Origin of the sequence: Microvirga sp. KLBC 81 (assembly GCF_003075415.1) — a bacterium.
Lineage (GTDB): Bacteria > Pseudomonadota > Alphaproteobacteria > Rhizobiales > Beijerinckiaceae > Microvirga.
On the sequence record NZ_QDAH01000026.1, the window covers coordinates 31,174 to 55,865 of the forward strand.

Below are 24,692 nucleotides of genomic sequence, written 5' to 3' on the forward strand. Positions count from 1 at the left end.
GAGAGAACCATGGAATTTGGAGATATCCTCCTCGCCGTCGCGATCATGCTGGGCAAGAGCCTGCTCATGCTCGTGGCGCTTCTCATCTTCATCGCCTATGCGCTCTATGCCGACCGCAAGGTCTGGGCCGCGGTTCAGCTGCGGCGCGGCCCGAACGTGGTCGGTCCATGGGGCCTGCTGCAGTCCTTTGCCGACCTGCTCAAGTTCGTGCTGAAGGAGCCGGTGATCCCGTCCTCGGCCAACAAGGGCATGTTCCTCCTGGCGCCGCTGGTGATGTGCACGCTCTCGCTCGCAGCCTGGGCGGTCATTCCGCTCAACGCCGGCTGGGCGATCGCCGACATTAACGTCGGCATCCTCTACATCTTCGCGATCTCGTCGCTCGGCGTTTACGGCGTCATCATGGGCGGCTGGGCCTCGAACTCGAAGTACCCGTTCCTCGGCGCGCTCCGCTCGGCGGCCCAGATGGTGTCCTATGAGGTCTCCATCGGCTTCGTCATCGTGACGGTGCTCATGTGCGCCGGCACCCTGAATCTGTCGCGGATCGTCGAGGCCCAGAACACGAGCCTCGGCATCCTCGGCTGGTACTGGCTGCCGCTGTTCCCGATGTTTGTGGTGTTCTTCATCTCGGCCATGGCCGAGACGAACCGCCCGCCCTTCGATCTGCCGGAAGCCGAATCGGAGCTCGTTGCCGGCTACATGGTGGAATATTCCTCCACCCCGTACCTGCTGTTCATGCTCGGCGAATACGTGGCCATCATGACCATGTGCGCGCTCGGCACGATCCTGTTCCTCGGCGGCTGGCTGTCCCCGATCCCGTTCGCGCCCTTCACCTGGGTCCCCGGCGTGATCTGGTTCGTGCTGAAGGCGAGCTTCCTCTTCATTCTCATCGCCATGGTGAAGGCCCTGGTGCCGCGCTATCGCTACGATCAGCTCATGCGCCTGGGCTGGAAGGTCTTCCTTCCGCTGTCGCTGGCAATGGTCGTCATCGTGGCGGGCGTGCTGATGGCAACCGGCCTCGCGCCGGGCATGCGCTAAAGGAGTTCGGCGACATGAAGATCGCTCAGTTCTTCAACGCCCTTCTGCTGAAGGAATTCGTGGCCGGTTTCATCCTGACCACGAAGTACTTCTTCAAGCCGAAGGCTACGCTCAACTACCCGTTCGAGATGGGCCATCGCGGACCGCGCTTCCGCGGTGAGCACGCGCTGCGCCGCTACCCCAACGGGGAAGAGCGCTGCATCGCCTGCAAGCTCTGCGAGGCGATCTGCCCGGCCCAGGCCATCACCATCGAGGCCGGTCCGCGCCGCAACGACGGCACCCGCCGCACGACGCGCTACGACATCGACATGGTGAAGTGCATCTATTGCGGCATGTGCCAGGAGGCATGCCCGGTGGACGCCATCGTGGAAGGCCCGAACTTCGAGTTCTCGGTCGAGACCCGCGAGGAGCTTCTCTACGACAAGGCCAAGCTGCTCGCGAACGGCGAGCGCTGGGAGCGGGAAATCGCGCGTAACATCGCGAAGACTGCGCCTTACCGCTAACAATCGCTTCCTGCCCGGAAAGGGCAGGGGGCAAGCATGTCCGGCGGGTTGTTCCTGTCGGGTTCGGAATTTATAGACAGGCCACTGGATTCTCCGGGGCCACGTCGGAAGGGGCCGCTCTTGGGGCGGCTTGTGTTTGAGCATGACGGTTACCGCCGCCTTCTTCTATTTGTTCGCGACGATTACGATCGCATCCGGTTTCATGGTGATCGCCTCCCGCAATCCCGTGCAGTCGGTGCTCTTCCTCATCCTGGCCTTCGTCAATGCGGCGGGCCTGTTCCTGATGATGGGAGCCGAGTTCCTCGCGATGATCCTGGTCATCGTCTATGTGGGCGCGGTCGCGGTGCTCTTCCTCTTCGTCGTCATGATGCTCGACGTGGACTTCGCGGCGCTGCGACAGGGCTTCCTCCAATACCTGCCCTTCGGCGCTTTGATCGGCATCGTGCTCCTGATCGAGCTCATCTTCGTCGTCGGCGCCTATGTGGTCGATCCGGGCCTTGTCCGCTCGCCTGCGGTTCCGATTCCGGCCGCTGACGTGATGACCAACACCGAGGCCCTCGGTCAGGTGCTCTATACCCGCTACTTCTACTTCTTCCAGGCGGCAGGCCTGATCCTGCTGGTGGCCATGATCGGCGCCATCGTGCTGACGCTCCGCGAGCGCGTGGGCATCCGCCGCCAGGACATCTCGAAGCAGAACGCTCGCACGAAGGAAACCGCTGTCGAGGTGCGGAAGGTTCCCTTCCGTCAGGGCATCTAAGGAGACACGCGATGGTTATCGGACTGGGCCATTATCTCACCGTCGCCGCCGTGCTCTTCACGCTCGGCGTGTTCGGCATCTTCATCAACCGGAAGAACGTCATCGTCATCCTGATGTCCATCGAGCTGATCCTGCTCTCGGTGAACATCAACATGGTGGCCTTCTCGACCCACCTGAACGACATCGTCGGCCAAGTCTTCGCGCTGCTGATCCTCACGGTCGCGGCGGCCGAGGCGGCCATCGGCCTTGCCATTCTGGTGGTCTTCTTCCGCAACCGCGGCTCCATCGCGGTCGAAGACGTGAACATGATGAGGGGCTAAAGCATGATCCAGGAAAGTGGGAACCGGTTTTCTGACCAAGATCATGCGGCCATGAGCCAGGCCCTAACGGCAAAGTAGACGACAATGTACCACGCAATCGTTTTTCTGCCGCTCGTCGGCTTCCTCATCGCAGGCCTCTTGGGACGCGTCATCGGCGCCCGGCCGAGCGAGATCATCACCACGGCTCTGCTATTCGTGTCGGCGGTCCTCTCCTGGGTGGCCTTCATCCAAGTGGGCTTCGGCGAAGAGCCGATGGTCCGCGTTCAGGTGGCCCAGTGGATGTCCGTCGGCGACGTTCAGGTCGATTGGGCGTTCCGCATCGACACGCTTACTGCCATGATGCTGGTGGTGGTCAACACCGTGTCGGCGCTGGTCCACCTCTACGCCATCGGCTACATGCACGAGGATCCGCACCGTCCGCGCTTCTTTGCCTATCTGTCGCTCTTCACCTTCGCCATGCTCATGCTGGTGACGGCGGACAATCTGGTCCAGATGTTCTTCGGCTGGGAAGGCGTGGGTCTGGCGAGCTACCTGCTCATTGGCTTCTGGTACAAGAAGGACTCGGCGAATGCCGCGGCCATGAAGGCCTTCATCGTCAACCGCGTCGGTGACTTTGGCTTCCTGCTCGGCATCTTCACGATCTTCGTGTTGTTCAACGGCGTCACTTTTGACGCGATCTTCCCGCGCGTGGGGGAGTTCGCCAATGCCCGCTTCACCTTCCTCGGCATCGAGTGGCACGCCCTGACGATTGCCGGCCTGCTGCTCTTCATGGGCGCCATGGGTAAGTCGGCGCAGTTCCTGCTGCACACTTGGCTGCCGGACGCGATGGAAGGCCCGACCCCGGTCTCGGCGCTCATCCACGCCGCCACCATGGTGACCGCCGGCGTGTTCATGGTCGCGCGCCTGTCGCCGGTCTTCGAATATGCACCCGCCGCTCTCACGGTCGTGACCGTGATCGGGGGAATCACGGCCTTCTTCGCCGCGACCGTGGGTCTCGTACAGAACGACATCAAGCGCGTGATCGCGTACTCGACCTGCTCGCAGCTCGGCTACATGTTCGTGGGCCTTGGCGTCGGCGCCTACAGCGCCGGTGTGTTCCACCTCTTCACGCACGCCTTCTTCAAGGCACTCCTCTTCCTGGGCGCAGGCTCCGTCATCCATGCCATGCACCACGAGCAGGATATCCGGAACATGGGCAACTTACGCCGCTATATCCCGCTCACCACGGCGATGATGGCGATCGGTACGCTCGCGCTCACAGGCTTCCCCTTCACGGCAGGCTATTACTCCAAGGACGCGATCATCGAAGCGGCTTACGCCTCGCACAGCGCGGCCGGCTCCTTCGCCTTCTTGGCGACGGTGGTCGCAGCCTTCATGACCTCATTCTATTCCTGGCGCCTGTTCTTCATGACCTTCGAGGGCAATGCACGTTGGGCTGCCTCGCATCATCATGCTCCGAGCGATCACGAAGGTGTCGAGCACGACGAGCGCGGTCATGACGTGGAGCCCGCCAGCCACGCCGATCACGAGCACGGCCACCACGGCCATGGGGCTCACACCCCCCATGAGAGCCCGCTGGTGATGGTGCTGCCGCTCATCGTGCTGGCCATCGGTGCCGTCGTTGCCGGCATCGTGTTCCACGAAGCGTTCCTCGGCGAGGGCTACAAGGAGTTCTGGAAGGGTGCGCTCTTCACCCGTCCCGAAAACCACATCCTGGAAGAGATGCATCATCTCCCGTTCTGGGTGCCGTTGCTCCCGACCGTGATGATGATCCTCGGCTTCGTGCTTGCGTATTACATGTATATCGTCGACGCCAAGCAGCCGGCGCGGCTCGCGGCGGATCACCCGATCCTATACCGCTTCCTGCTCAACAAATGGTACTTCGACGAGCTCTACGACGCGATCTTCGTGCGTCCCGCCATGGCCATCGGCCGCTTCTTCTGGCGCACGGGCGATCAGAAGATCATCGACGGGCTCGGGCCTGACGGCATCTCCGCCCGGGTGCTCGACGTGACCCGCGGCGCAGTACGGTTGCAGTCCGGCTACGTCTATCACTACGCCTTCGCAATGCTGATCGGCGTTGCGGCTCTCGTGACCTTCTATCTCTTCAGGGGAGCCCACTAAATGCTCGGCTTCGGCATCCTCTCCGGCCTTCTCATCCTGCCGCTGGTTGGCGCGGCCTTCATCCTGACGCTGCGTGGCGACAGCGAGGCGAGCCGCTCCAACGCACGCTGGGCGGCGCTTGCCACCACGCTCGCGACCTTCGTCCTCTCGCTCGTGGCCTGGGGCCGCTTCGACACGGCGACCGCCAGCTTCCAGCTGGTCGAGAGCCACGCCTGGCTGACGGAAACCATCCGCTACAAGCTCGGTGTCGACGGCTTCTCCATTCCACTCATCCTGCTCACCACGTTCCTGATGCCCTTCTGCATCCTGGCTTCGTGGGAATCCATTGGGCACCGGGTGAAGGAGTATTACGTCGCCTTCCTCGTCCTCGAGACCACCATGATCGGCGTGTTCTGCGCGCTCGATCTCGTGCTCTTCTACCTGTTCTTCGAGGCGGGCCTCATCCCGATGTTCCTCATCATCGGCATCTGGGGCGGCAAGCGGCGCATCTACGCCAGCTTCAAGTTCTTCCTCTATACGCTGCTCGGCTCGGTGCTGATGCTGCTCGCCATCATGGCCATGTACTGGCAGGCCGGCACCACCGACATCCCGACGCTGCTGGCCTTCAAGTTCCCGTCTAACCTGCAGATCTGGCTGTGGCTGGCCTTCTTCGCCTCCTTCGCAGTGAAGATGCCCATGTGGCCGGTCCATACCTGGCTGCCGGACGCGCACGTGGAAGCTCCGACGGCCGGCTCCGTGATCCTGGCGGGCGTCCTGCTGAAGATGGGCGGTTACGGCTTCATCCGAGTGTCGCTGCCGATGTTCCCGGAGGCTTCGGTGTATTTCGCGCCGCTGGTCTTCGCTCTCTCGGTCATCGCGATCATCTACACCTCGCTGGTGGCCCTGATGCAGGAAGACATCAAGAAGCTCATTGCCTACTCCTCGGTGGCGCATATGGGCTTCGTGACCATGGGCCTGTTCAGCATGAACGAGCAGGGCATCCAGGGCGCCATGTTCACCATGATCTCCCACGGTTTGGTTTCCGGCGCGCTCTTCCTAGGCGTCGGCGTGATCTACGACCGGATGCACACCCGCGAGATCAAGGCCTATGGCGGCCTCGTGAACCGCATGCCCATGTACGCGGTGGTGTTCATGATCCTCACCATGGCCAATGTGGCGCTCCCGGGCACTTCGGGCTTCATCGGCGAGTTTCTGACGCTCATCGGCGCGTTCCGCTCCAACACCTGGGTGGCCTTCTTCGCCGCCACGGGCGTGATCCTCTCGGCCGCCTATGCGCTCTGGCTCTACCGCCGCGTCGTCTACGGAGAGCTCGACAAGCCCGCACTCCAGACCATCACGGATCTGAACCGCCGCGAAATCATCACCTTCGCGCCGCTCATCCTCCTGATCATCTATTACGGCGTGCAGCCCGGCCCGATCCTCGACGCCTTCGCGGCACCGACGGATCAGCTCCTGAAGGGTGTCCAGGCCGCGCTCTCCACCGTTAAAACGGCGGCTCTCACCGCACACTGAGGTCATGATGAACCCCGTCCTCACCATTCCCGCTTTCGGCCCCGTGCTGCCGGAGATCATCCTGGCAGCGGGCGCTCTCGTCCTGGTTCTCTTCGGTGCGATGCGCGGAGAGCGCTCCGAGGAGGGCATGAACATCATCGCCCTTGCGCTCCTGGCCGTCGCTTTCGTGGCGGTGCTGATGCTGCCTGGCGAGCGCGTCGAAACCATGAACGGTTCCTTCGTGATCGACGGCTTCGCCAAGTTCATGAAGGCTCTCACCCTCGTCGCCTCGGCAGGCGGTGTCATCCTCTCCATGGATTACATGCGCCGCGAGGGCATCAGCCGCTTCGAGTACCCGATCCTGATCGTGCTCTCGACGCTCGGCATGATGATGGTGATTTCGGCGAACGACCTGATCGCCCTCTATCTCGGCCTCGAGTTGCTCAGCCTCTCGTCCTACGTGATCGCCGCCTTCGACCGTGACAACGTGCGTTCGACGGAAGCTGGCCTGAAGTATTTCGTGCTTGGTTCGCTGTCCTCGGGCATGCTGCTCTACGGTGCTTCGCTGGTCTATGGCTTCACCGGCAACGTGTCGTTCCCGGCAATTGCGGGCATTCTGCAGGGACAAGTGGGCATCGGTGCTGTCATCGGCATCGTGTTCGTGGCCGCCGGTATCGCCTTCAAGATCTCCGCCGTGCCGTTCCACATGTGGACGCCGGACGTGTACGAAGGCTCGCCGACCCCGGTGACCGCCTTCTTCGCCGCCGCTCCCAAAATGGCCGGCATGGCCATGGCCACCCGCGTGTTCATCGATGCCTTCCCGAACATCGTCGGCCAATGGCAGCAGATCATCGTGTTCATCTCCATCGCCTCCATGGCGCTGGGTTCGTTCGCCGCCATCGGCCAGCGCAACATCAAGCGCCTGATGGCCTATTCCTCCATCGGCAACGTGGGCTATGCGCTGATCGGCCTTGCCGCCGGCACGGTCGAGGGCGTCCAGGGCGTGGTCGTCTATATGGCGATCTATCTCGCCATGACGCTCGGTGCCTTTGCGGTCATCCTCGGCCTTCGCCGCGGCAAGGTGATGTTCGAGAACATCGAGGATCTGTCGGGCCTTGCCCGCACGCATCCGGTCCTCGCCTTCTGCCTCGCGATGATGATGTTCTCGCTCGCGGGCATTCCGCCGCTCGCCGGATTCTTCGCGAAGTTCGCGGTGTTCAACGCTGCTATCAACGCCAACCTCGTGGCGCTTGCCATCATCGGTGTCGTTACCAGCGTGATCGGCGCTTACTATTACCTTCGCATCGTGAAGGTCATGTACTTCGATGAGCCCGCTGCCGCCTACGATGCGATGCCTGCCGGCGTGAAGCTGGTGCTGGCCCTCTCCAGCATCTTCGTGGTGCTCTTCGGCATCGTTCCGGCTCCGCTGGTTGCCGCTGCGGGCGCCGCCGCGCGCTCCTTGTTCTGATGGTGAATCTGTCGCCAGAAGCCGAGGCCGCCGGTTATCGGCTCATTTCGCTCGAGGCGACAGAATCGACCAACGATGACGCGCTCCATGCTGCGCGCTCCGGCGATCCGGGCCAGCTCTGGATTGTGGCGGGCGAGCAGCACGCGGGCAGGGGGCGGCATGGCCGGCAATGGTCGTCGCCTCCCGGCAATCTCTACTCCAGCCTTCTGCTGATCGATCCTTGCGAGCCGCAACACGCCCCGCAGCTCGGCTTCGTCGCCGGGCTCGCCTTGCACGAGGCGATCGAGGCCGTGACGGGCGTGAGCGCCCCGCGTCTATCGCTCAAATGGCCGAACGATCTCTTGCTCGATGGCGCGAAGGTCTCCGGCCTTCTCCTTGAAGGCCACAGGCTCCGGAACAACGGTCCGCTTGCGATCATCATCGGCATGGGCGTGAACGTGGCTTTCTCGCCGACCGGAACGCCTTATCCGGCCTTGGCTCTGCAGAGCGTACGGTCTGGATTAAGGCGTGAGGATGTGTTCCGGGCTCTGTCCGCTAGTTTCGCGCAAACCTTTTCCGCCTGGCGCAATGCGGCGCGCATGAACGCCGCCGACCCGTTCGGACCCATCCGGCGGCTCTGGCTGGAGCGGGCGGCAGGGTTAGGGCAGGAGGTGACCCTTCGCCTTCCATCCGGTGAGAAGCGCGGTATTTTCGAAGGGCTCGACCGGTTCGGCCGCCTGCATCTGAAAACTGTCTCAGGCGCGGAACTCATCGATGCGGGCGACCTTTATTTTCCTCATTTGCTGCACGATATTGCCAGGCCTTAAGGCTGGCATGACAAGGTCACAATCAGGTATGGCATCCCCCCAGGACGAATTGGTGTTTCTGCCCCTCGGCGGGCTCGGCGAAATCGGCATGAATGCCGCCCTCTACGGCTTCGGGCCGGAGACGGACCGGCAGTGGATCCTTGTCGATTGCGGTATGGGCTTTGGCGGCGAGGAGCAGCTTCCGGGGATCGACCTCGTCTATCCGGACCTGCGTTTCATCGAGGAAGAGCGGCACAACCTTCTGGGCATCTTCATCACCCATGCGCATGAGGATCACATCGGCGCGTTGGTCGAGATGTGGCCGCGCCTGCGCGCGCCGGTCTATGCCACGAGGTTCGCCATCGGCCTTCTGGAAACGCGCCGTTTGTCCGAACCGGACGCGCCGAAGATCGAGCTCAACGAGATCGCGCCCGGCCAGCGCCTGAAGCTCGGCGCCTTCGATGTCGAATACGTGCCGGTCGCCCACTCGATTCCGGAATCCAACGCACTCGCCATCCGCACTCCGCACGGCCTCATCGTGCATACGGGCGACTGGAAGCTCGATCCGACACCTTATCTCGGCAGCCTCACCTCGGAAGAATCCTTCCGGAAGTTGGGTGAGGAGGGCGTTCTCGCCCTCGTCTGCGATTCCACCAACGTGGTGCGCGAGGGTACGAGCCCGAGCGAGGCTGATGTCGCCAAGAATCTTGCCACGCTCATCAAGGACGCACCGCATCGCGTCGCGATAACGACCTTCGCCTCCAATGTCGCCCGCATCCGCTCGGTGGCGGAAGCAGCGCGCGAGTGCGGGCGCGACATTGTCGTCGTCGGCCGCGCCATGGATCGTGTCGTCGATGTGGCGCGGGAGTGCGGTTATCTCGAGGATCTGCCGGAATTCCATTCGGCCGAAAACTTCGGCTACATGCCGCGCGACAAGGTCGTCGCCGTCCTCACCGGCTCGCAGGGTGAGCCCCGCGCAGCGCTCGCGCGGATTGCCTTCGACGAGCATCCGGACATCGCGTTGTCCGCAGGCGACCGCGTGATCTTTTCGTCCCGCGCCATTCCCGGCAACGAAAAGGCTGTGGGCTCCATCATCAACAGCCTGATCGAGCAGGGCATCGAGGTCATCACCGATCGCACGGAACTCGTGCACGTCTCCGGACACCCGCGCCGGGGCGAGCTTGCCCAGATGTATGAATGGACAAAGCCGCGGATTGCCATTCCTGCCCACGGCGAGCCGCTGCATCTGGCCGAGCACGCCAAGTTCGCGCGCCAGCAGGGCGTGCCGGAGGTGGTCCGCGCCAAGAACGGAACTCTCGTGCGCCTGGCTCCGGGCAAGGCGGAGATTATCGACACCATCCCGGCAGGCCGCGTCTACAAGGACGGCAACATCGTCATTCCGGCCGGCGAGCGCGCCTTGCCGGAGCGCCGCAAGCTTGCCTTCGCTGGCATCGTGACGGTGGCGATTGCCATCGATGACCGAGGCGAGATCGCGGGTGATCCTGTGGTGGATGCCATGGGGCTTCCTGAGAAGAACCGGCAGGGCCGCGATTTGACCGATATCATTGCCGACACGGTGGCTGATACGCTCGATGGTCTCCCGAAGGCCAAGCGTCGCGACCCGGACGCTGTCGAGAACGCCGTCCACCGGGCCGTGCGCGCTGCCGTGAACCAGGAATGGGGCAAGAAGCCAGCCTGTCATGTCCTCGTGATCGAGGTATAAAGCGGCCAAGGCAGGAGCATTTTTCGGCGAAGTGGATCCGATTCGCCGTCAAAAATGCGTCACAGTGAAGAAGAGAGCTGATTCTAGTGCGTGGAAGCAGCTCTTATCCTTAAGAGGAGCCAACATGCTCGGTCGCTTGAACCACGTTGCCATTGCCGTCCGCGATATCGCGGCGGCCGCAAAGCTCTATCGCGGCACGCTCGGGGCCGAGGTGTCCGAGCCGGAGGCGCTTGCAGAGCATGGGGTAACGGTCGTGTTCATCACCTTGCCGAACACCAAGATCGAGCTTCTGGAGCCTCTTGGCGCAGATTCGCCCATCGCCAAGTTCCTGGAGAAGAACCCGGACGGCGGCATTCACCACGTCTGCTACGAGGTGGAGAACATCCTTGAAGCGCGGGACAGGCTTGTGAATTCCGGGGCCAGGGTTCTTGGTTCGGGCGAGCCGAAGATCGGAGCCCATGGAAAGCCGGTGCTTTTCCTGCATCCGAAGGACTTCAACGGAACCCTCATCGAGCTTGAGCAGGCCTGAGGACAAGCTGTTGATAAGACTTGTAAAAGCTCTCGCTGCCTCGTTCTGGTCCACCCTTGCCGTAGTGGTGGTCATCTCGGCCATCGCCATTGCCGTCGTCGTCAATGCCTTTGGCCTGCGTGTGGCCGGAGGGCTCGCTCTTTACTTCGTGATCTGGTGGATCCTGCTCTTCGCCGTCCTGCCCTTCGGCGTCCGCAGCCAGGCGGAAAGCGGCGAGGTCACCGCCGGTACCGAACCGGGTGCTCCCTCTGCTCCGGGCCTTCAGGAAAAGGCGATCTGGACCACGTTGGTCGCGTCCGTGGTGCTGGTGGTCGTGACGGCAGTTTTCCCGCTGGCGGGGCTTTGAGAGTTCCAGCTGTCAGGGCTTCCACCGTCATGCCTGGGCTCGTCCCGGGCATCCCGCCATTTAACGCTGCGGGTCCAAGACGTGGATGGCCGCAACCTGTGCGGCCATGACGGGCGGAACTCTAAAATCCTGAAAACAAAAAAGAAAAAGCAAGGCTTTCGCCTTGCCTGAACTGCCTTTTGGCGTTGTTTATGACCCCTGGCTTTTTGGCGCCGGCGCCTGTCTGGCGCTTAGGGATCGCGTTCCTCCCGAAACTCGGACCGCAGCCTCTGCCTTTTTGAAGGTCTGAGACGTTAGCTGTTCGGTTATAGGTGACTCACCTTACGTTGTCATCTTTTTTAGGCACTCTGTGATGCATTTTGCGACACTTGTTGTATCAATCTTTGGTCTAATCCATTGCGTCGCAGGCCAGGACAGGCAATGGCAGCTTGTCTTTTCGCCATGGCCTGTGTTGTGTGCTGGAAACGAGTCGCGACTCACTGTTCCATTCCTGACCGAGACTGAAGGCGTCCTATGCGTTTGAGCCGCTATTTCCTCCCCATTCTCCGCGAGACGCCGAAAGAGGCGGAGATCGTCTCCCATCGCCTGATGCTGCGGACCGGCATGATCCGTCAGGAGGCTGCGGGCATCTATGCTTGGCTGCCGTTGGGTTTGAGGGTGCTCAACAAGGTCAATGCCATCGTCCGCGAGGAACAGGACCGCTCCGGCGCCATCGAGCTTCTGATGCCCACGATCCAGTCGGCGGACCTCTGGCGTGAGTCGGGCCGCTACGACGCCTATGGCAAGGAGATGCTGCGCATTCAAGATCGGCATGAGCGCGAGATGCTCTTCGGCCCCACCAATGAGGAAATGATCACGGAAATCTTCCGGGGCTATGTGCGTTCCTACAAGGACCTGCCGCTGAACCTTTATCACATTCAGTGGAAGTTCCGTGACGAGGTGCGCCCGCGCTTCGGCGTCATGCGCTCCCGCGAGTTCCTGATGAAGGATGCCTATTCCTTCGACCTGGATCAGGCCGGGGCCGTCCATTCCTACAACAGGATGTTCGTGGCTTATCTGCGCACCTTCGCTCGCATGGGCCTGAAGGCGATCCCGATGCGCGCTGATACTGGCCCCATCGGCGGAAACTTGAGCCACGAATTCATCATTCTCGCCTCCACCGGCGAGAGCGAGGTGTTCTGCCACGCGGATTATCTCAATTACGAGATCCCGCCGGCCGACACGAATTTCGACGACATTCCGGGCCTCCAGAGCACCGTCGACAAGTGGACGTCGCTCTATGCCGCGACCTCGGAAATGCACGATCAGACTGCTTTCGACGCTGTCCCCGCCGACAGGAAGATGTCCGCGCGCGGCATCGAGGTCGGCCACATCTTCTATTTCGGCACCAAGTATTCCGAGCCCATGGGCGCGAAGGTCATGGGGCCGGACGGGCAGGAGAGGCCGGTCCACATGGGCTCCTACGGCATCGGCCCGAGCCGTCTCATCGCCGCCATCATCGAGGCGAGCCACGACGAGAATGGCATCATCTGGCCAGAGGCCGTTGCGCCGTTCGATGTGGCAATCCTGAACCTGAAGGTCGGAGATTCCGGCACCGATGCCGCGAGCGAGCGCCTCTACCGCGAACTCTCTGCCGCTGGCTACGACGTGCTCTATGACGACCGTGACGAGCGTCCGGGCGGAAAGTTCGCCACTGCCGATCTCATCGGCGTTCCGTGGCAGGTGCTGATCGGCCCGAAGAGCCTCGCCGAGGGCAAGGTGGAGCTGAAAAACCGCGCCACGGGCGCGCGTGAGCTTTTGTCGGTCGATGATGTAGCCGCACGGCTGACGGCCCATAAATAAGCGCCCATGGCCAAAACAGCACCGACCGGAACCAAGCCTTTCTCGCTCTTCGAGTGGATGCTCGCGGGGCGCTACCTGCGCACGCGGCGGCGGGAAGGGTTTGTTTCGGTCATCGCGGGCTTCTCGTTCCTCGGCATCATGCTGGGCGTCGCGACGCTCATCGTGGTGCTCTCGGTCATGAATGGCTTCCGCAAGGAACTGCTCGACAAGATCGTGGGCATCAACGGCCATATCTTCGTGGCACCCATCGAAAGTCCGTTGACCGATTATCCGGAAGTGTCCGCGCGCATTGCCGCCGTTCCCGGCGTGAAGCGGGCGATCCCGCTCGTGGAAGGCCAGGCCTTCGGCTCCTCGCAATACAACGGCAGCGGCGTACTGGTGCGCGGCATTCGCTCGAACGACCTGCGTCAGATCGAGCATATTGCCGGCAATCTCCGCCAGGGCTCGCTCGACAATTTCGAGGAAGGCGAGGGCGTCGCTATCGGCCGTCGTCTCGCGGAGGCCTTGTCCATACAGGCGGGCGATACCCTGACGCTGATCACGCCACGCGGCGCCGCAACGCCCTTCGGCACTGCGCCACGCGTGAAGGGCTATCCCGTCAAGGCCGTGTTCGAGATCGGCATGTCGGAGTTCGATTCCACCTTCGTCTTCATGCCGCTCACCGAGGCGCAGAACTACTTCAACCGCCAGGGCGACGTGCAGCTGATCGAGGTCTATCTCAACGACGCCGACAAGGTGGACGAGGCCCGCGCCGCCATCGAAGAGGCAGCAGGCAGGCCTGTTCTGATGACCGATTGGCGGCAGCGCAATCGCACCTTCTTCGGCGCGCTGGAGGTTGAACGGAACGTGATGTTCCTGATCCTCACGCTCATCGTGCTGGTCGCCGCGCTCAACATCATCTCCGGGCTCATCATGCTCGTGAAGGACAAGTCGAGCGACATCGCAATCCTGCGCACCATGGGCGCGACACGCGGTGCGATCATGCGCATCTTCCTGATCACGGGCGCGTCCATTGGCATTGTCGGCACGATTGCGGGCTTCGGCCTTGGGCTGCTGCTCGCGCTCAATGTCGAGACCATCCGCGATTTCATCTCGACGCTCACGAACACGAATCTCTTCCCGGCGGAGCTCTATTTCCTGAGCCGCCTGCCGGCCGACGTGAACCCGACCGAAGTCGCCACCATTCTCATCATGGCGATGGTCCTGTCGCTTCTGGCGACCCTCTATCCCTCGTGGCGGGCCGCGAAGCTCGATCCCGTCGAAGCGTTGCGTTACGGTTGATCATGGCGTCCGGACAAACCCAGCCCGCTCTCCACCTGTCCCAAGTCGAACGTCGCTATCCCCAGGGAGACACCTTCCTGGAGGTGCTGCGCGGGGCGGAGCTTGCGATCTGGCCGGGCGAAATCGTGGCCCTCATTGCGCCGTCCGGCACGGGCAAATCCACGCTCCTGCATGTGGCGGGCCTGCTCGAAAAGCCCGACGGTGGCGAGGTCTATGTGGGCGGCAAGCCCACCTCGCATATGAACGACCAGGAGCGCACGCGCATCCGCCGTGAGGAGCTGGGCTTCGTCTATCAGTTCCACCACCTGCTGCCCGAGCTGTCGGCGCTCGAAAACGTTGTGATCCCGCAGCTCATTCGCGGCTTGCCGAAGCCGGAGGCCGAGGACCGGGCAAGCCAGCTCCTGACCTTCCTAGGATTGGGCAAGCGTCTCAAGCATCGTCCCGGCGAACTCTCGGGCGGTGAGCAGCAGCGTGTGGCGATTGCCCGTGCGGTTGCCAATGCGCCACGCCTCCTTCTCGCGGACGAGCCCACCGGCAATCTCGACCCACACACTGCGGACCGGGTGTTCCAGACACTCGTCGCCATCGTGCGCGCCTCGCGCCTCGCGGCGCTGATCGCCACGCACAACATGGATCTGGCTGCCCGCATGGACCGCCGGGTGACCATCCGTGACGGACTGATCGTGCAGCTCCCTTAACCGGTTTTCCACAGCATCCCACAGCCTGACGTCCTTAGGCCATCCAAGGGCACGCCTTCGCGCGTCTTAAGGCTTTGTTGACTCCGTCTGAACGGCCCGATCCACAGCCGCTTTACAAGGAACATTTAACGAACATAATTGAACACATAGAGAACACGGAGATCCAACATGCTTCGCATCATCCTCGAAACCGCCGCTGAAATCACCTCTCTCGTCATGTTCGGATCGGCCGTGGCAATCTGGGCTCTGGTGCTGGCACCGGTCGCCTGATACCCGCAATTCACAACGCCTTCTCGACATCCACAGGAAGGTAGTCCTCATTAAGATCCGGTGAACGGGGAATCGTGGCAGTATGCGTGCCATTTACTGAGTAGAGTTTCATGGCGCGCATTCTTCAAGACATCGGCTTCGTGCACCTGCACGTGCACTCCTCGTATTCGCTGCTCGAGGGGGCTCTGAAGATCGCGCAGCTGCAGAAGCTCGCCGCCGCCGATAAGCAGCCCGCACTCGCGCTCACGGACACCAACAATCTCTTCGGTGCGCTCGAATTCTCGGAGAAGATGGCCGGCTCCGGCATTCAGCCGATTGCCGGCGTGCAGCTCTCCGTCTGCTTCGAGGAGGCCGATCCCGTCGCCCGCGTGGTGCCGGTGCCTTCCAGCATTGTACTGCTCGCGCAGACGGAGGAAGGCTACCGCAACCTCATGCGCTTGGTGAGTCACGCCTATTTTGGCGTGCCGCTCGGCGAGGAGCCGCGCGTGGCCGCGCCCATTCTCGAAAAGCATAGCGAGGGTCTCATCGCGCTCACCGGCGGCTTCACAGGGCCGCTCGATTGCGCGCTTCGCAGCGGCGGTCGGCAGGAACTGGCGCAGGCGCGACTCGACATCTTGAAGAATGCCTTCGGCCACCAGCTTTATGTGGAGATCCAGCGCCACGGCCTCGATGAGCAAAGGATGGTGGAGGGCGAGCTGATTGGGCTTGCCGACCGCAACGGTCTGCCGATCGTCGCCACGAATGAACCGTTCTTCGCCTCGCCGAAAGATTACGAGGCGCATGACGCGCTGCTCGCCATTGCGGAAGGCCAGATCGTCTCCAACGATGACCGCCGCCGTCTCTCGCCGGAGCATCACTTCAAGACACGCCAGCAGATGATGGAGCTGTTCTCCGATCTGCCGGATGCGCTGAATGCCAGTGTCGAAATCGCCATGCGTTGCGCAACGCGCGTACGAACCCGCAAGCCTATCCTGCCGAATTTCGGCACGGGTCCCGACGCTGCCAACCTCGACGAAGGTGCGGAGCTGCAGCGCCAGGCCGAGGAGGGCCTTGCCAAGCGCCTGGCTGCGCATGGTCCCGCGCCGGGCCTGACCGAGCAGGATTATCACGACCGTCTTGCGTTCGAGATCAGCATCATCCGCAAGATGAAGTTCCCCGGCTACTTCCTGATCGTGTCGGACTTCATCAAATGGGCGAAGGATCACGACATTCCCGTCGGTCCGGGCCGAGGTTCGGGTGCGGGCTCGCTGGTCGCTTACGCGCTCACCATCACCGATCTCGATCCGCTGCGGTTCAGCCTGCTGTTCGAGCGCTTCCTGAATCCCGAACGCGTGTCGATGCCCGACTTCGATATCGACTTCTGCGTCGATAACCGCGAACGCGTGATCGAATACGTGCAGAAACGCTATGGCGAAGAGCAGGTCGCGCAGATCATCACCTTCGGCACGCTGCTCGCACGCGGCGTGATGCGCGACGTGGGCCGTGTGCTCGAAATGCCCTATGGCCAGGTGGACAAGCTCACGAAGCTCGTGCCGCAGAATCCGGCGAACCCCGTGACGCTCGCGCAGGCCATTGAAGGCGAGCCGAAACTGCAGGCCGCCATCGAGGAAGAGCCCGTCGTCAAGCGCATGCTCGACATCGCGCAGAAGCTCGAAGGCCTGCATCGCCATGCGTCGACACACGCCGCAGGCGTGGTGATCGGCGATCGTCCGCTGCAGGAACTGGTGCCGCTCTACCGAGACCCGAAGACGGGCATGCGCGTGACCCAGTTCAACATGAAATGGGTCGAGCAGGCGGGCCTCGTGAAGTTCGACTTCCTGGGTCTGAAAACGCTCACCGTGTTGCGCACGGCGGTTGATCTGATCAAGCGCAAAGGCATCCAGATCGATCTGTCGGCGCTGCCGCTCGATGACCGTAAAAGCTACGAGATGCTCCGGCGCGGCGAAACGGTCGGCGTGTTCCAGGTGGAATCGGTGGGCATGAGAAAAGCCCTCGTCGAGATGGAGACCGACCGTTTCGAGGACATCATCGCGCTCGTGGCGCTCTACCGTCCGGGCCCGATGGCGAACATCCCGGTCTATTGCGCGCGCAAGCTCGGTAAGGACGAACACAACAAGAAGGATTGGTATCCCCACGACAAGCTGGAGCCGATCCTGCGGGAAACCTTCGGCATCATCGTCTACCAAGAGCAGGTGATGGAGGTGGCCAAAGTCCTCGCCGGCTATTCGCTCGGCGATGCAGATCTTCTGCGCCGCGCCATGGGTAAGAAGATCAAGGCCGAGATGGACGCGCAGCGCGAACGCTTCGTGTCGGGCGCGGCCAAGGGCGGCCTTGAGAAGGCGAAGGCCAACGAGATCTTCGACCTGCTCGCGAAGTTCGCGGATTACGGCTTCAACAAGAGTCACGCGGCCGCCTACGCGCTCGTCGCCTTCCAGACCGCCTATCTGAAGGCAAACTTCCCGGTCGAGTTCATCGCTGCGTCCATGACGCTCGATCTCGACAACACGGACAAGCTCTCCGAATTCCGCCGCGAGGCCCAGCGCCTCGGCTTCAAGGTGATCCCGCCTTCCATCAACCGCTCGGGCGTGGTGTTCGACGTGGTCTATGACGAGGAGGGCAAGGGTTCCATCCTCTATGCGCTCGCCGCCGTGAAGGGCGTGGGCCGCCAGGCCATCGAGGCCGTGGTGGAGGCGAGGGGGGACGAGCCCTTCAAGGACCTCGCGGATTTCGCGCGCCGTATCAATCCGCGAGCGCTGAACAAGCGTACCATCGAGAACCTGATCGCCGCAGGCGCCTTCGACGAGTTGGAGCCGGACCGGGCCAAGGCCTGCGCCTCCATCGACGCCATGATGAGCCTTGCCCAGCAGGCTCATGAGGCGGCCAATGGCGGCATGATCGATATGTTCGGTGGCATGAACGCGGCGGATGTGCAGCTGCGCATTCCCTCTTACGAGCCCTGGCCTTCTGCCGAGCGCCTGCAGCGGGAATACGATGCCGTCGGCTTCTTCCTTTCCGGCCATCCGCTCGATGAATACGGCGATCTTCTGCAGAAGCTGCGCGTCCAGACCTGGGTGGATTTCTGCCGCTCGGTGAAGGCGGGCAACTCGGTCGGCAAGGTCGCAGCGACCGTGCTCGACCGGCAGGAGCGTCGGACCAAGACCGGTAACAAGATGGGCATTCTGACCCTCTCGGATCAGACCGGGCAATTCGAAGCCATCATCTTCTCGGAAGGGTTGATGCGCTATCGCGATACGCTTGAGCCCGGCACCGCCGTGTTGCTCATGCTCCAGGCGGGTGTCGAGGGTGAAGAGGTGAGGGCGCGCATCGGCACCGCCGAGCCCTTGGAAGAAGCCATCGCCAAGCACCAGAAGGGCATGCGCATCTTCCTGCGCGACGAGCGCCCCATCTCCAGCGTCTACGAGCGCCTGAGGGCGAAAGGCGAAGGCGAGGTCTCCCTGGTTCTGATCCTCGACGAGGGCCACCGGGAGGTCGAGGTGAAGCTCCCGGGCAAATACATGGCCAGCCCGCAGATCGCGGGCGCTCTCCGTGCGGTGCCTGGCGTGGTGGATGTGCAGATGAGCTAGCGCCAAAGCCGATCCGGCAACGCTCGGATCGGTGAATCTCAAAGCGGAAGCTCTGAGGCAATCTGCTCATGCAGTCCAACGCCTTGTGCGGTTACTCGCGCGGGAATTGCTGGTATAATAATGGAAATTGGCTTGTTGGACTTCCGAGGATAGCGACCACGTCCGCGGAAGTGTGAGAATGCCCGATGGCACCTCGCCCGGCTCTTCTGTCGCTCGCGACCGCCGTTCCGCCCTATATCCTGACACAGAAGGATATCGCAGCGGCTGCCCGGCAGGTTTTTGGCGAGCAGTTCGGCGATTTCGACAAGGTCGAGCAGGTCTTCGAAACGGCAGGAGTCATTCAGCGCCATGCAGCACGGCCGCTCGAATGGTATCTGGAGCCGCATGGCTGGCCTGATCGGACGGAGGTCTACCTGCAGAGTGGTGCGGATCTCTTCGAGGAGGCGGCGCGCAAGGCTCTCGCGGCCGCCGGCTTGAAGGGCTCCGATGTCGACACGGTCATCACCGCATCCTCAACGGGGGTCGCAACACCAAGTCTCGATTCGTATCTGCTCGACCGTCTCGGCTTTCGTGAAGATGTGACGCGCATCCCGCTCTTCGGTCTCGGCTGCGCCGCGGGCGTGACCGGGCTGGCGGTCGCGACGCGCCTGGCGGCCGCCTCTCCGGGAACCACCATCCTGTTCGTCACCGTCGAGTTGTCCACGCTGGCAGTCAGACCCGACAAGCTGACCGCTGCGAACGTGGTCTCCACGGCTCTCTTCGCCGACGGCGCCGCAGCCCTCCTCGTCAGGGCCGGAGATGGCGGCTTCGCCACGGCGCAGGGTTCCGGGGAGCATACCTGGCACGACACCCTCGACATCATGGGGTGGGATATCGACCCGGACGGGTTCGGCGTCGTCCTCGCACGGGCGCTGCCGCCTTTTGCCGAAACCCACCTGGGGCCCGCCATCGCCGGCATCCTCCAACGGCTCCGCATCCCGATGTCGTCCATTGACCGCTTCGTGTGCCATCCCGGCGGACCAAAAATCATTACGGCGCTCGAGCGCGTGCTCCATCTCAACCAAGGCACGCTCGACCATGAGCGGGAAATTCTGGCAACGCATGGCAATATGTCTGCCCCGACGGTTCTGTTCGTCCTGGAGAGGGTTCTGCGCGCCGGTCTCCCGCAGCGTTGCCTTCTGATTGCCATGGGACCGGGATTCACGGCCTCCTGCCTTGTCCTGGAACGCTGCTCATGAGTCTGAGCCTCGCTCTCCTGATCCTGGTAACGCTGCAAAGGATGAGCGAGCTTGCTTGGGCGCGACGCAACACGCGGCGCCTCAAGGCGCGCGGGGCTGTCGAGGTCGCGTCGGGGCATTACGGGCTGATCGTCCTCGTGCACACCGCCTGGCTCCTCGGTCTCTGGGTGTTGGCCTGGGATCGTCCTCTGGCGCCTGGCTGGGCGGGAGTTTATGTCGCCCTGCAGGTCGCGCGTTTCTGGGTTCTGGCATCCCTGGGCGAGCGCTGGACCACACGGATCATCGTCCTGCCGAGGACCCCGCTGGTTCGCACGGGACCATACCGGTTCATGAACCACCCGAATTATCTCGTCGTCGCCGCCGAGATCGCCGTTCTGCCGCTCGCCTTCGGGCTTGTCGGATATGCCATTCTGTTCTCCCTTTTGAACGCTGCCGTGCTGACGGTCCGGATCCGCGCAGAAACGCGGGCCCTCAAAGAGTTCTGTCAGCCCCAAGTCACGTAGAACGATGACGGCGGGCACCGTGCCAGACGAATTCGTTCCCTTCCGCATCTGGATGGGCTTCTGCGCCATGGGACTCGGCATGTTCATGGCGATCCTGGATATCCAGGTGGTGGCCACCTCTCTTCCGGAAATCCGGTCCGCACTCGAAATCCCGCCAGACCAGATGAGCTGGGTGCAGACTGCCTATCTCATTGCCGAGGTCATCTCGATTCCTCTGACCGGTTGGCTGACCCGCATGCTGACCATGCGCGGTCTGTTCACGATTGCCGTCGCCATCTTCACGATTGCGTCCGTCGGCTGTGCCGCCAGCACCGGATTCGCTTCGCTGACGACATGGCGGGTGTTGCAAGGGTTCGCGGGAGGGACGCTGATCCCTTTGGTTTTTTCGGCGGTCTTCCTGCTCTTTCCGAAGAAGGTCGAGCCGGTTGCGACCACCATCGCGGGCGTTCTCGCCGTTCTGGCACCGACATTGGGGCCTGTTGTCGGCGGTTGGATCACGCAGACCTATTCCTGGCATTGGCTATTCCTGATCAACGTCGTTCCAGGACTTGCCGCCGGCTTGGTCGGCCTGTTCTGCCTGCCGCGGGACCGCTCGAACTTTGGCTTGGCACGTGCATTCGATTGGACCGCGCTGCTCAGCATCGTTTTATGTCTTGCCGCCCTGGAGATAGGGTTGAAGGAGGCTCCCCATCGCGGATGGTTGTCGCCGAGTGTCTTTGCGATCTTCGCTCTCTGTGTTGCTTCAGGACGTCTTTTTGTCGCTCGTACATTGCGGACGTCAGAGCCTATCGTGAACCTGTCGGCTCTCCTCGATTGGCGCCTTGCCATCGGATGCACACTGAGTTTTCTCACCGGCATCGGGCTTTATGGTTCTGTTTACCTCATGCCGGTCTTTCTCTCCTTCGTACGCGGCCATGGGGCGCTGCGTATCGGAGAGATCATGTTGGTCACCGGTGTCGCACAGCTGGTGACCGCTCCTCTTGTCATTTGGGCAGAACGCCGGATCAGCGCAGTCGTCCTTACGGTCATTGGATTTATTCTCTTCGGCCTCGGCCTCGGCCTGAGCGCTTTTCAGCCGCGTGATGCCGACTTCGATGCGATGTTCTGGCCGCAGACGGTCCGCGGCATTGCGATCATGCTCTGCCTTCTGCCGCCGACGCGCGTCGCGCTGGGGCATCTTCCTCCCGAGCGCGTGCCAAATGCGAGCAGCCTGTTCAATCTCATGCGCAATCTTGGAGGTGCAATCGGTCTCGCCCTGATCGACACGGTGATCTGGGCCCGAGCTCCCGAGCATGCTGGACTCTTGCTCGCTCGTCTCAAGACAGGGGATCTCGATGCGGCACGCGCCATAGGCATTCCTGAAACCTTCCTGTCCGGACCGTTGCCATCTCCCGACAATCCCATGGTTCAGGCTTATGTACGGCCGCTGCTCGAGCGCGCGGGTCTGGCGACAGCAACGAACGAGGCATGGGCGATGATTGCCTCGCTCGTTCTTCTCGGCCCGATCATTCTCGTTCTGTCGCGTCCCGGGCGAGAAGCGGCCTCTGCCGCCAAGCCATAATTTGGTGCTTGCAGCTCATGGATCCGCAGAGGTGTCGATCTGACGATCAGCTTTGTTTCTGCTCTATCAGTCGCAGGCGGAGAGCGGTGACGAACGCCACGGCGAGCATCAGCGCGACAAAGCCCGCAACGGCACTCCAACCACCGCCCGCCCAGAACCAGCCACCAGCCGAGCCCAACACGCTCGAGCCGACATAGTAGGCGAGGAGATAAAGGGACGAGGCATGGCCTTTGGATCCGACGGCCATGCGTCCGACCCAACCGCTCGCCACAGAGTGAGTGACGAAGAAGCCGATCGTGCTGGCAACCACCCCGGCAATCACGCCTGTGAGCGACGACAGGAGTGTCAGGGCAATCCCGATCGCCATCGTGACAATTCCCGCAAACAGAACGGGGGAGCGCCCGAGCCGATCCGCCTGATGGCCCGCTACCGTCGATGCGATTGCACCGAGCATGTACACCAGAAAGATCGCGCCGATCTGCGCAGGAGTGAGGTTGAAGGGGGCCTCGCTCAGTCGGAACGTCAGATAATTGAACATAGTGACGTTGATCCCGAGCCCAAGAAAGCCCATCAGGAAGAGCAGCGGCAGGCCCGGCGTGCGCAGATGCCTGAGCCATGCATCCCGGTGATGGGCCAGTGTTCCCCTGGCTCGTGGGAAGAAGTTTCGCGACGGCGGCAGCAGAACAAAAAATCCCAGTGAGGCCATGAGCCCCAACACCCCGATGCCGCCGGATGCAAGGCGCCAGGAGAAGTACTCGGTTACCACTCCGGCGCTGATCCGCCCGAGCATGGCGCCGAAGGCTGTTCCGCCGACATAGAGACCCATGGCCGTGCCGAGCGCCTTCGGATGAATCTCTTCGGCAAGGTATGCCATGGCAACGGCCGGCACTCCTCCAAGCACGAGGCCTTCAAGAGCACGGAGGACCAGCAGCACATGCCAGTCCGGTGCGACGGCGCTTCCGATATGAAGAACGGCTGCGCCACCCATCGAGGAGAACATCAGTCCGCGCCGGCTCACTGTTTCCGACAGGGCTCCGGCGCACAGAATGGCGAAGGCGAGGCAGCCTGTCGCGAGAGACAGAGCAAGCGAACTCGCTGACGGACTGACGCCGAACTCATCGACCAGATGAGGCAGGAGCGGCTGTACCGCGTAAATCAACGAGAAGGTTGCAAACCCTGCCAGAAAGAGGGCCAGGCTGATCCGTCGGTAAGCCGGCGTCCCGCGCTCCGTCCATTGGGGGACGCGAGGTGCAGTATCGCCAGCCATGCGAATGTCCGAAGGGGCATTCGTATCACGATATGACCTGGGACGGGTCTGTGCGGCGGTCATTGCAGGGCTCTAAAAGACAGATCTTACGCTTCAATGCATCAAGCCCTACCGCGTCGCGAGCTATTCAACATCAGCAATTTACTTTGATCAGCTATAGCGAAATTATATAGGCGCCATGGAAATCGCACAGCTTCGGACTTTCGTCCACGTGGCCGAACTCGGCAGTCTCAGCAAGGCGTCGGGGCGGCTTCGTATTGCGCAACCCGCTCTCAGCCGCCAGATCCGGATGCTGGAAGAGGAGCTGGGCGTCCGCCTGTTCGAGCGTCATGGCCGAGGGATGATCATCACGGAGCAGGGGCGGAATGTTCTCAAGCATGCGGTCCGTGTCATCGCCGAGCTGGACGAGCTTAGAGCCAGCGCTGCCGGTTCGGAGGCCCCCCTGAGCGGACATGTGGCCATCGGCATCTCGCCGACTGTGGCGGATGTGGTTTCAGTCCCGTTTGTGACAGCCTTCCGGACCCAATATCCAGGCGTTATGGTGCAGCTGGTCAGCGCGTATACGGGATATCTCCTGGACTCGCTGTACCGGGGGGAGATCGATCTGGCGGTGCTCTATGATCCCCGGGTGACCCGCTCGCTCCGGTCCGAGCCGCTGATGCAGGAGAGCCTCTTCCTGATAGGGCCTGCTGACATGGAGGTGTCGGGCGAGAGCGCCGTGTCCTTCGCGGAAATGGCGCGCATGCCGCTTCTGCTGCCGAGCACCCGGCACGGGCTGCGCAATATCCTCGAGCGGTTTGCTGAAGAGGCCGGCGTTTCTCTAAACGTGACTGTGGAAATGGACAGCTATACGGCCATGAAAGACCTCGTGCGCCATGGCCACGGCTACACAATCCTGCCTCTCGCACCCATCTATGAGGACGTCGCTGCCGGTCGGCTGGTTGCCGTGCCGATCTGCAACCCTTCGCCTACCCGCCAGCTTGTGCTGTCGTATCCAAGCGACAGGCCGGTCTCTCGCGCGGCGCAGCTCGCGGGCGAATCCCTTTCCCGCATCATGGTCGAGCAGGTGAACCGTGGTATTTGGAGAGGGGAGCCGTTGACCAAAGGCAGAACGGATGGGGCGAACGAGCTAGACATTACAGGCCGCAGATCCCTGAGAATCAAGGAATAGGCCAAGCATTCCGGATCTCCTTCACGGCGCTCCTCCCCAATGGCTCGCACACTGCCGTTTCGGCTTGCGTTTTGAGCCGTTTACCCCTATATGCGCCCCCATTCCACACGCGGAAACCGCCTCGTGAGCCCATGAGGTATCCCGGTGGCCGGCAGGGCCGGTTCACTGTTCCGCGGAGGCTTAACCGGAGAAAAAC

General features: G+C 62.3%; 20 protein-coding genes. 19 read left to right on the plus strand and 1 reads right to left on the minus strand.

The window, feature by feature from the left end:
- Positions 1-9: 9 nt before the first annotated feature.
- The 18 genes from nuoH (at position 10) to DC522_RS16860 (ending at position 22,058) form a co-directional block, all read left to right on the plus strand.
- Positions 10-1,035 (plus strand): NADH-quinone oxidoreductase subunit NuoH, encoded by a 1,026-nt coding sequence (gene nuoH / locus DC522_RS16775; RefSeq protein WP_116529817.1) that lies wholly within the window; start codon positions 10-12, stop codon positions 1,033-1,035.
- A 14-nt stretch (positions 1,036-1,049) separates the two neighbouring features.
- Positions 1,050-1,538, plus strand: coding sequence for an NADH-quinone oxidoreductase subunit NuoI (gene nuoI / locus DC522_RS16780; RefSeq protein WP_116529818.1), 489 nt, complete (start codon positions 1,050-1,052; stop codon positions 1,536-1,538).
- A gap of 142 nt (positions 1,539-1,680) precedes the next feature.
- The gene (locus tag DC522_RS16785) at positions 1,681-2,295 is read left to right on the plus strand and encodes an NADH-quinone oxidoreductase subunit J (protein WP_116529819.1); all 615 of its coding nucleotides are present in this window, start codon (positions 1,681-1,683) and stop codon (positions 2,293-2,295) included.
- An 11-nt stretch (positions 2,296-2,306) separates the two neighbouring features.
- Positions 2,307-2,615, plus strand: a complete 309-nt coding sequence (gene nuoK / locus DC522_RS16790) for an NADH-quinone oxidoreductase subunit NuoK (RefSeq protein ID WP_116529820.1) — start codon at positions 2,307-2,309, stop codon at positions 2,613-2,615.
- A gap of 84 nt (positions 2,616-2,699) precedes the next feature.
- Positions 2,700-4,739, plus strand: a complete 2,040-nt coding sequence (gene nuoL, locus DC522_RS16795) for an NADH-quinone oxidoreductase subunit L (protein WP_116529821.1) — start codon at positions 2,700-2,702, stop codon at positions 4,737-4,739.
- Positions 4,740-6,251 carry an NADH-quinone oxidoreductase subunit M gene (locus DC522_RS16800; RefSeq protein WP_116529822.1) on the plus strand — a complete coding sequence of 504 codons (1,512 nt, stop codon included), beginning with the start codon at positions 4,740-4,742 and terminating at the stop codon, positions 6,249-6,251.
- 7 nt (positions 6,252-6,258) lie between these two features.
- Complete coding sequence (nuoN, locus tag DC522_RS16805) at positions 6,259-7,698, plus strand: NADH-quinone oxidoreductase subunit NuoN (RefSeq protein ID WP_116529823.1); 1,440 nt, start codon at positions 6,259-6,261, stop codon at positions 7,696-7,698.
- Positions 7,698-8,504 carry a biotin--[acetyl-CoA-carboxylase] ligase gene (locus DC522_RS16810; protein ID WP_116529824.1) on the plus strand — a complete coding sequence of 269 codons (807 nt, stop codon included), beginning with the start codon at positions 7,698-7,700 and terminating at the stop codon, positions 8,502-8,504. The genes nuoN and DC522_RS16810 overlap by 1 nt, the downstream gene beginning before the upstream one ends.
- 28 nt (positions 8,505-8,532) lie before the next feature.
- Positions 8,533-10,206, plus strand: a complete 1,674-nt coding sequence (locus DC522_RS16815) for a ribonuclease J (RefSeq protein WP_116529825.1) — start codon at positions 8,533-8,535, stop codon at positions 10,204-10,206.
- Positions 10,207-10,330: 124 nt separating this feature from the next.
- Positions 10,331-10,735, plus strand: a complete 405-nt coding sequence (gene mce, locus DC522_RS16820; protein WP_116529826.1) for a methylmalonyl-CoA epimerase — start codon at positions 10,331-10,333, stop codon at positions 10,733-10,735.
- Between the two features lie 10 nt (positions 10,736-10,745).
- Positions 10,746-11,081: a DUF1467 family protein gene (locus DC522_RS16825; protein WP_245444243.1), complete on the plus strand. Its 336-nt coding sequence runs from the start codon at positions 10,746-10,748 to the stop codon at positions 11,079-11,081.
- Positions 11,082-11,594: 513 nt separating this feature from the next.
- Positions 11,595-12,923, plus strand: coding sequence for a proline--tRNA ligase (gene proS, locus DC522_RS16830; protein WP_116529827.1), 1,329 nt, complete (start codon positions 11,595-11,597; stop codon positions 12,921-12,923).
- A 6-nt stretch (positions 12,924-12,929) separates the two neighbouring features.
- Complete coding sequence (locus DC522_RS16835) at positions 12,930-14,204, plus strand: lipoprotein-releasing ABC transporter permease subunit (RefSeq protein ID WP_116529828.1); 1,275 nt, start codon at positions 12,930-12,932, stop codon at positions 14,202-14,204.
- Positions 14,205-14,206: 2 nt separating this feature from the next.
- On the plus strand, positions 14,207-14,902 hold the full coding sequence (locus DC522_RS16840; RefSeq protein ID WP_116529829.1) for an ABC transporter ATP-binding protein: 696 nt from the start codon (positions 14,207-14,209) through the stop codon (positions 14,900-14,902).
- A 380-nt stretch (positions 14,903-15,282) separates the two neighbouring features.
- Positions 15,283-18,756 carry a DNA polymerase III subunit alpha gene (gene dnaE / locus DC522_RS16845; protein ID WP_116529830.1) on the plus strand — a complete coding sequence of 1,158 codons (3,474 nt, stop codon included), beginning with the start codon at positions 15,283-15,285 and terminating at the stop codon, positions 18,754-18,756.
- A 185-nt stretch (positions 18,757-18,941) separates the two neighbouring features.
- Positions 18,942-19,994 carry a type III polyketide synthase gene (locus DC522_RS16850; protein WP_116529831.1) on the plus strand — a complete coding sequence of 351 codons (1,053 nt, stop codon included), beginning with the start codon at positions 18,942-18,944 and terminating at the stop codon, positions 19,992-19,994.
- A complete protein-coding gene (locus DC522_RS16855; protein ID WP_116529832.1) occupies positions 19,991-20,497 on the plus strand; it encodes an isoprenylcysteine carboxyl methyltransferase family protein in 507 nt (168 codons plus the stop codon). Before DC522_RS16850 ends, DC522_RS16855 begins: the two co-directional genes overlap by 4 nt.
- 4 nt (positions 20,498-20,501) lie before the next feature.
- Entirely contained in the window at positions 20,502-22,058 is a 1,557-nt protein-coding gene (locus tag DC522_RS16860; protein ID WP_116529833.1) for a DHA2 family efflux MFS transporter permease subunit, read from the plus strand.
- 46 nt (positions 22,059-22,104) lie between these two features.
- Here DC522_RS16860 and DC522_RS16865 read toward each other — a convergent pair whose 3' ends face one another.
- The gene (locus DC522_RS16865) at positions 22,105-23,325 is read right to left on the minus strand and encodes an MFS transporter (protein ID WP_116529853.1); all 1,221 of its coding nucleotides are present in this window, start codon (positions 23,323-23,325) and stop codon (positions 22,105-22,107) included.
- 178 nt (positions 23,326-23,503) lie between these two features.
- Here DC522_RS16865 and DC522_RS16870 point away from each other — a divergent pair, with 178 nt between their 5' ends.
- Positions 23,504-24,496 (plus strand): LysR substrate-binding domain-containing protein, encoded by a 993-nt coding sequence (locus DC522_RS16870; protein WP_116529834.1) that lies wholly within the window; start codon positions 23,504-23,506, stop codon positions 24,494-24,496.
- The last annotated feature ends 196 nt before the right edge of the window (positions 24,497-24,692 follow it).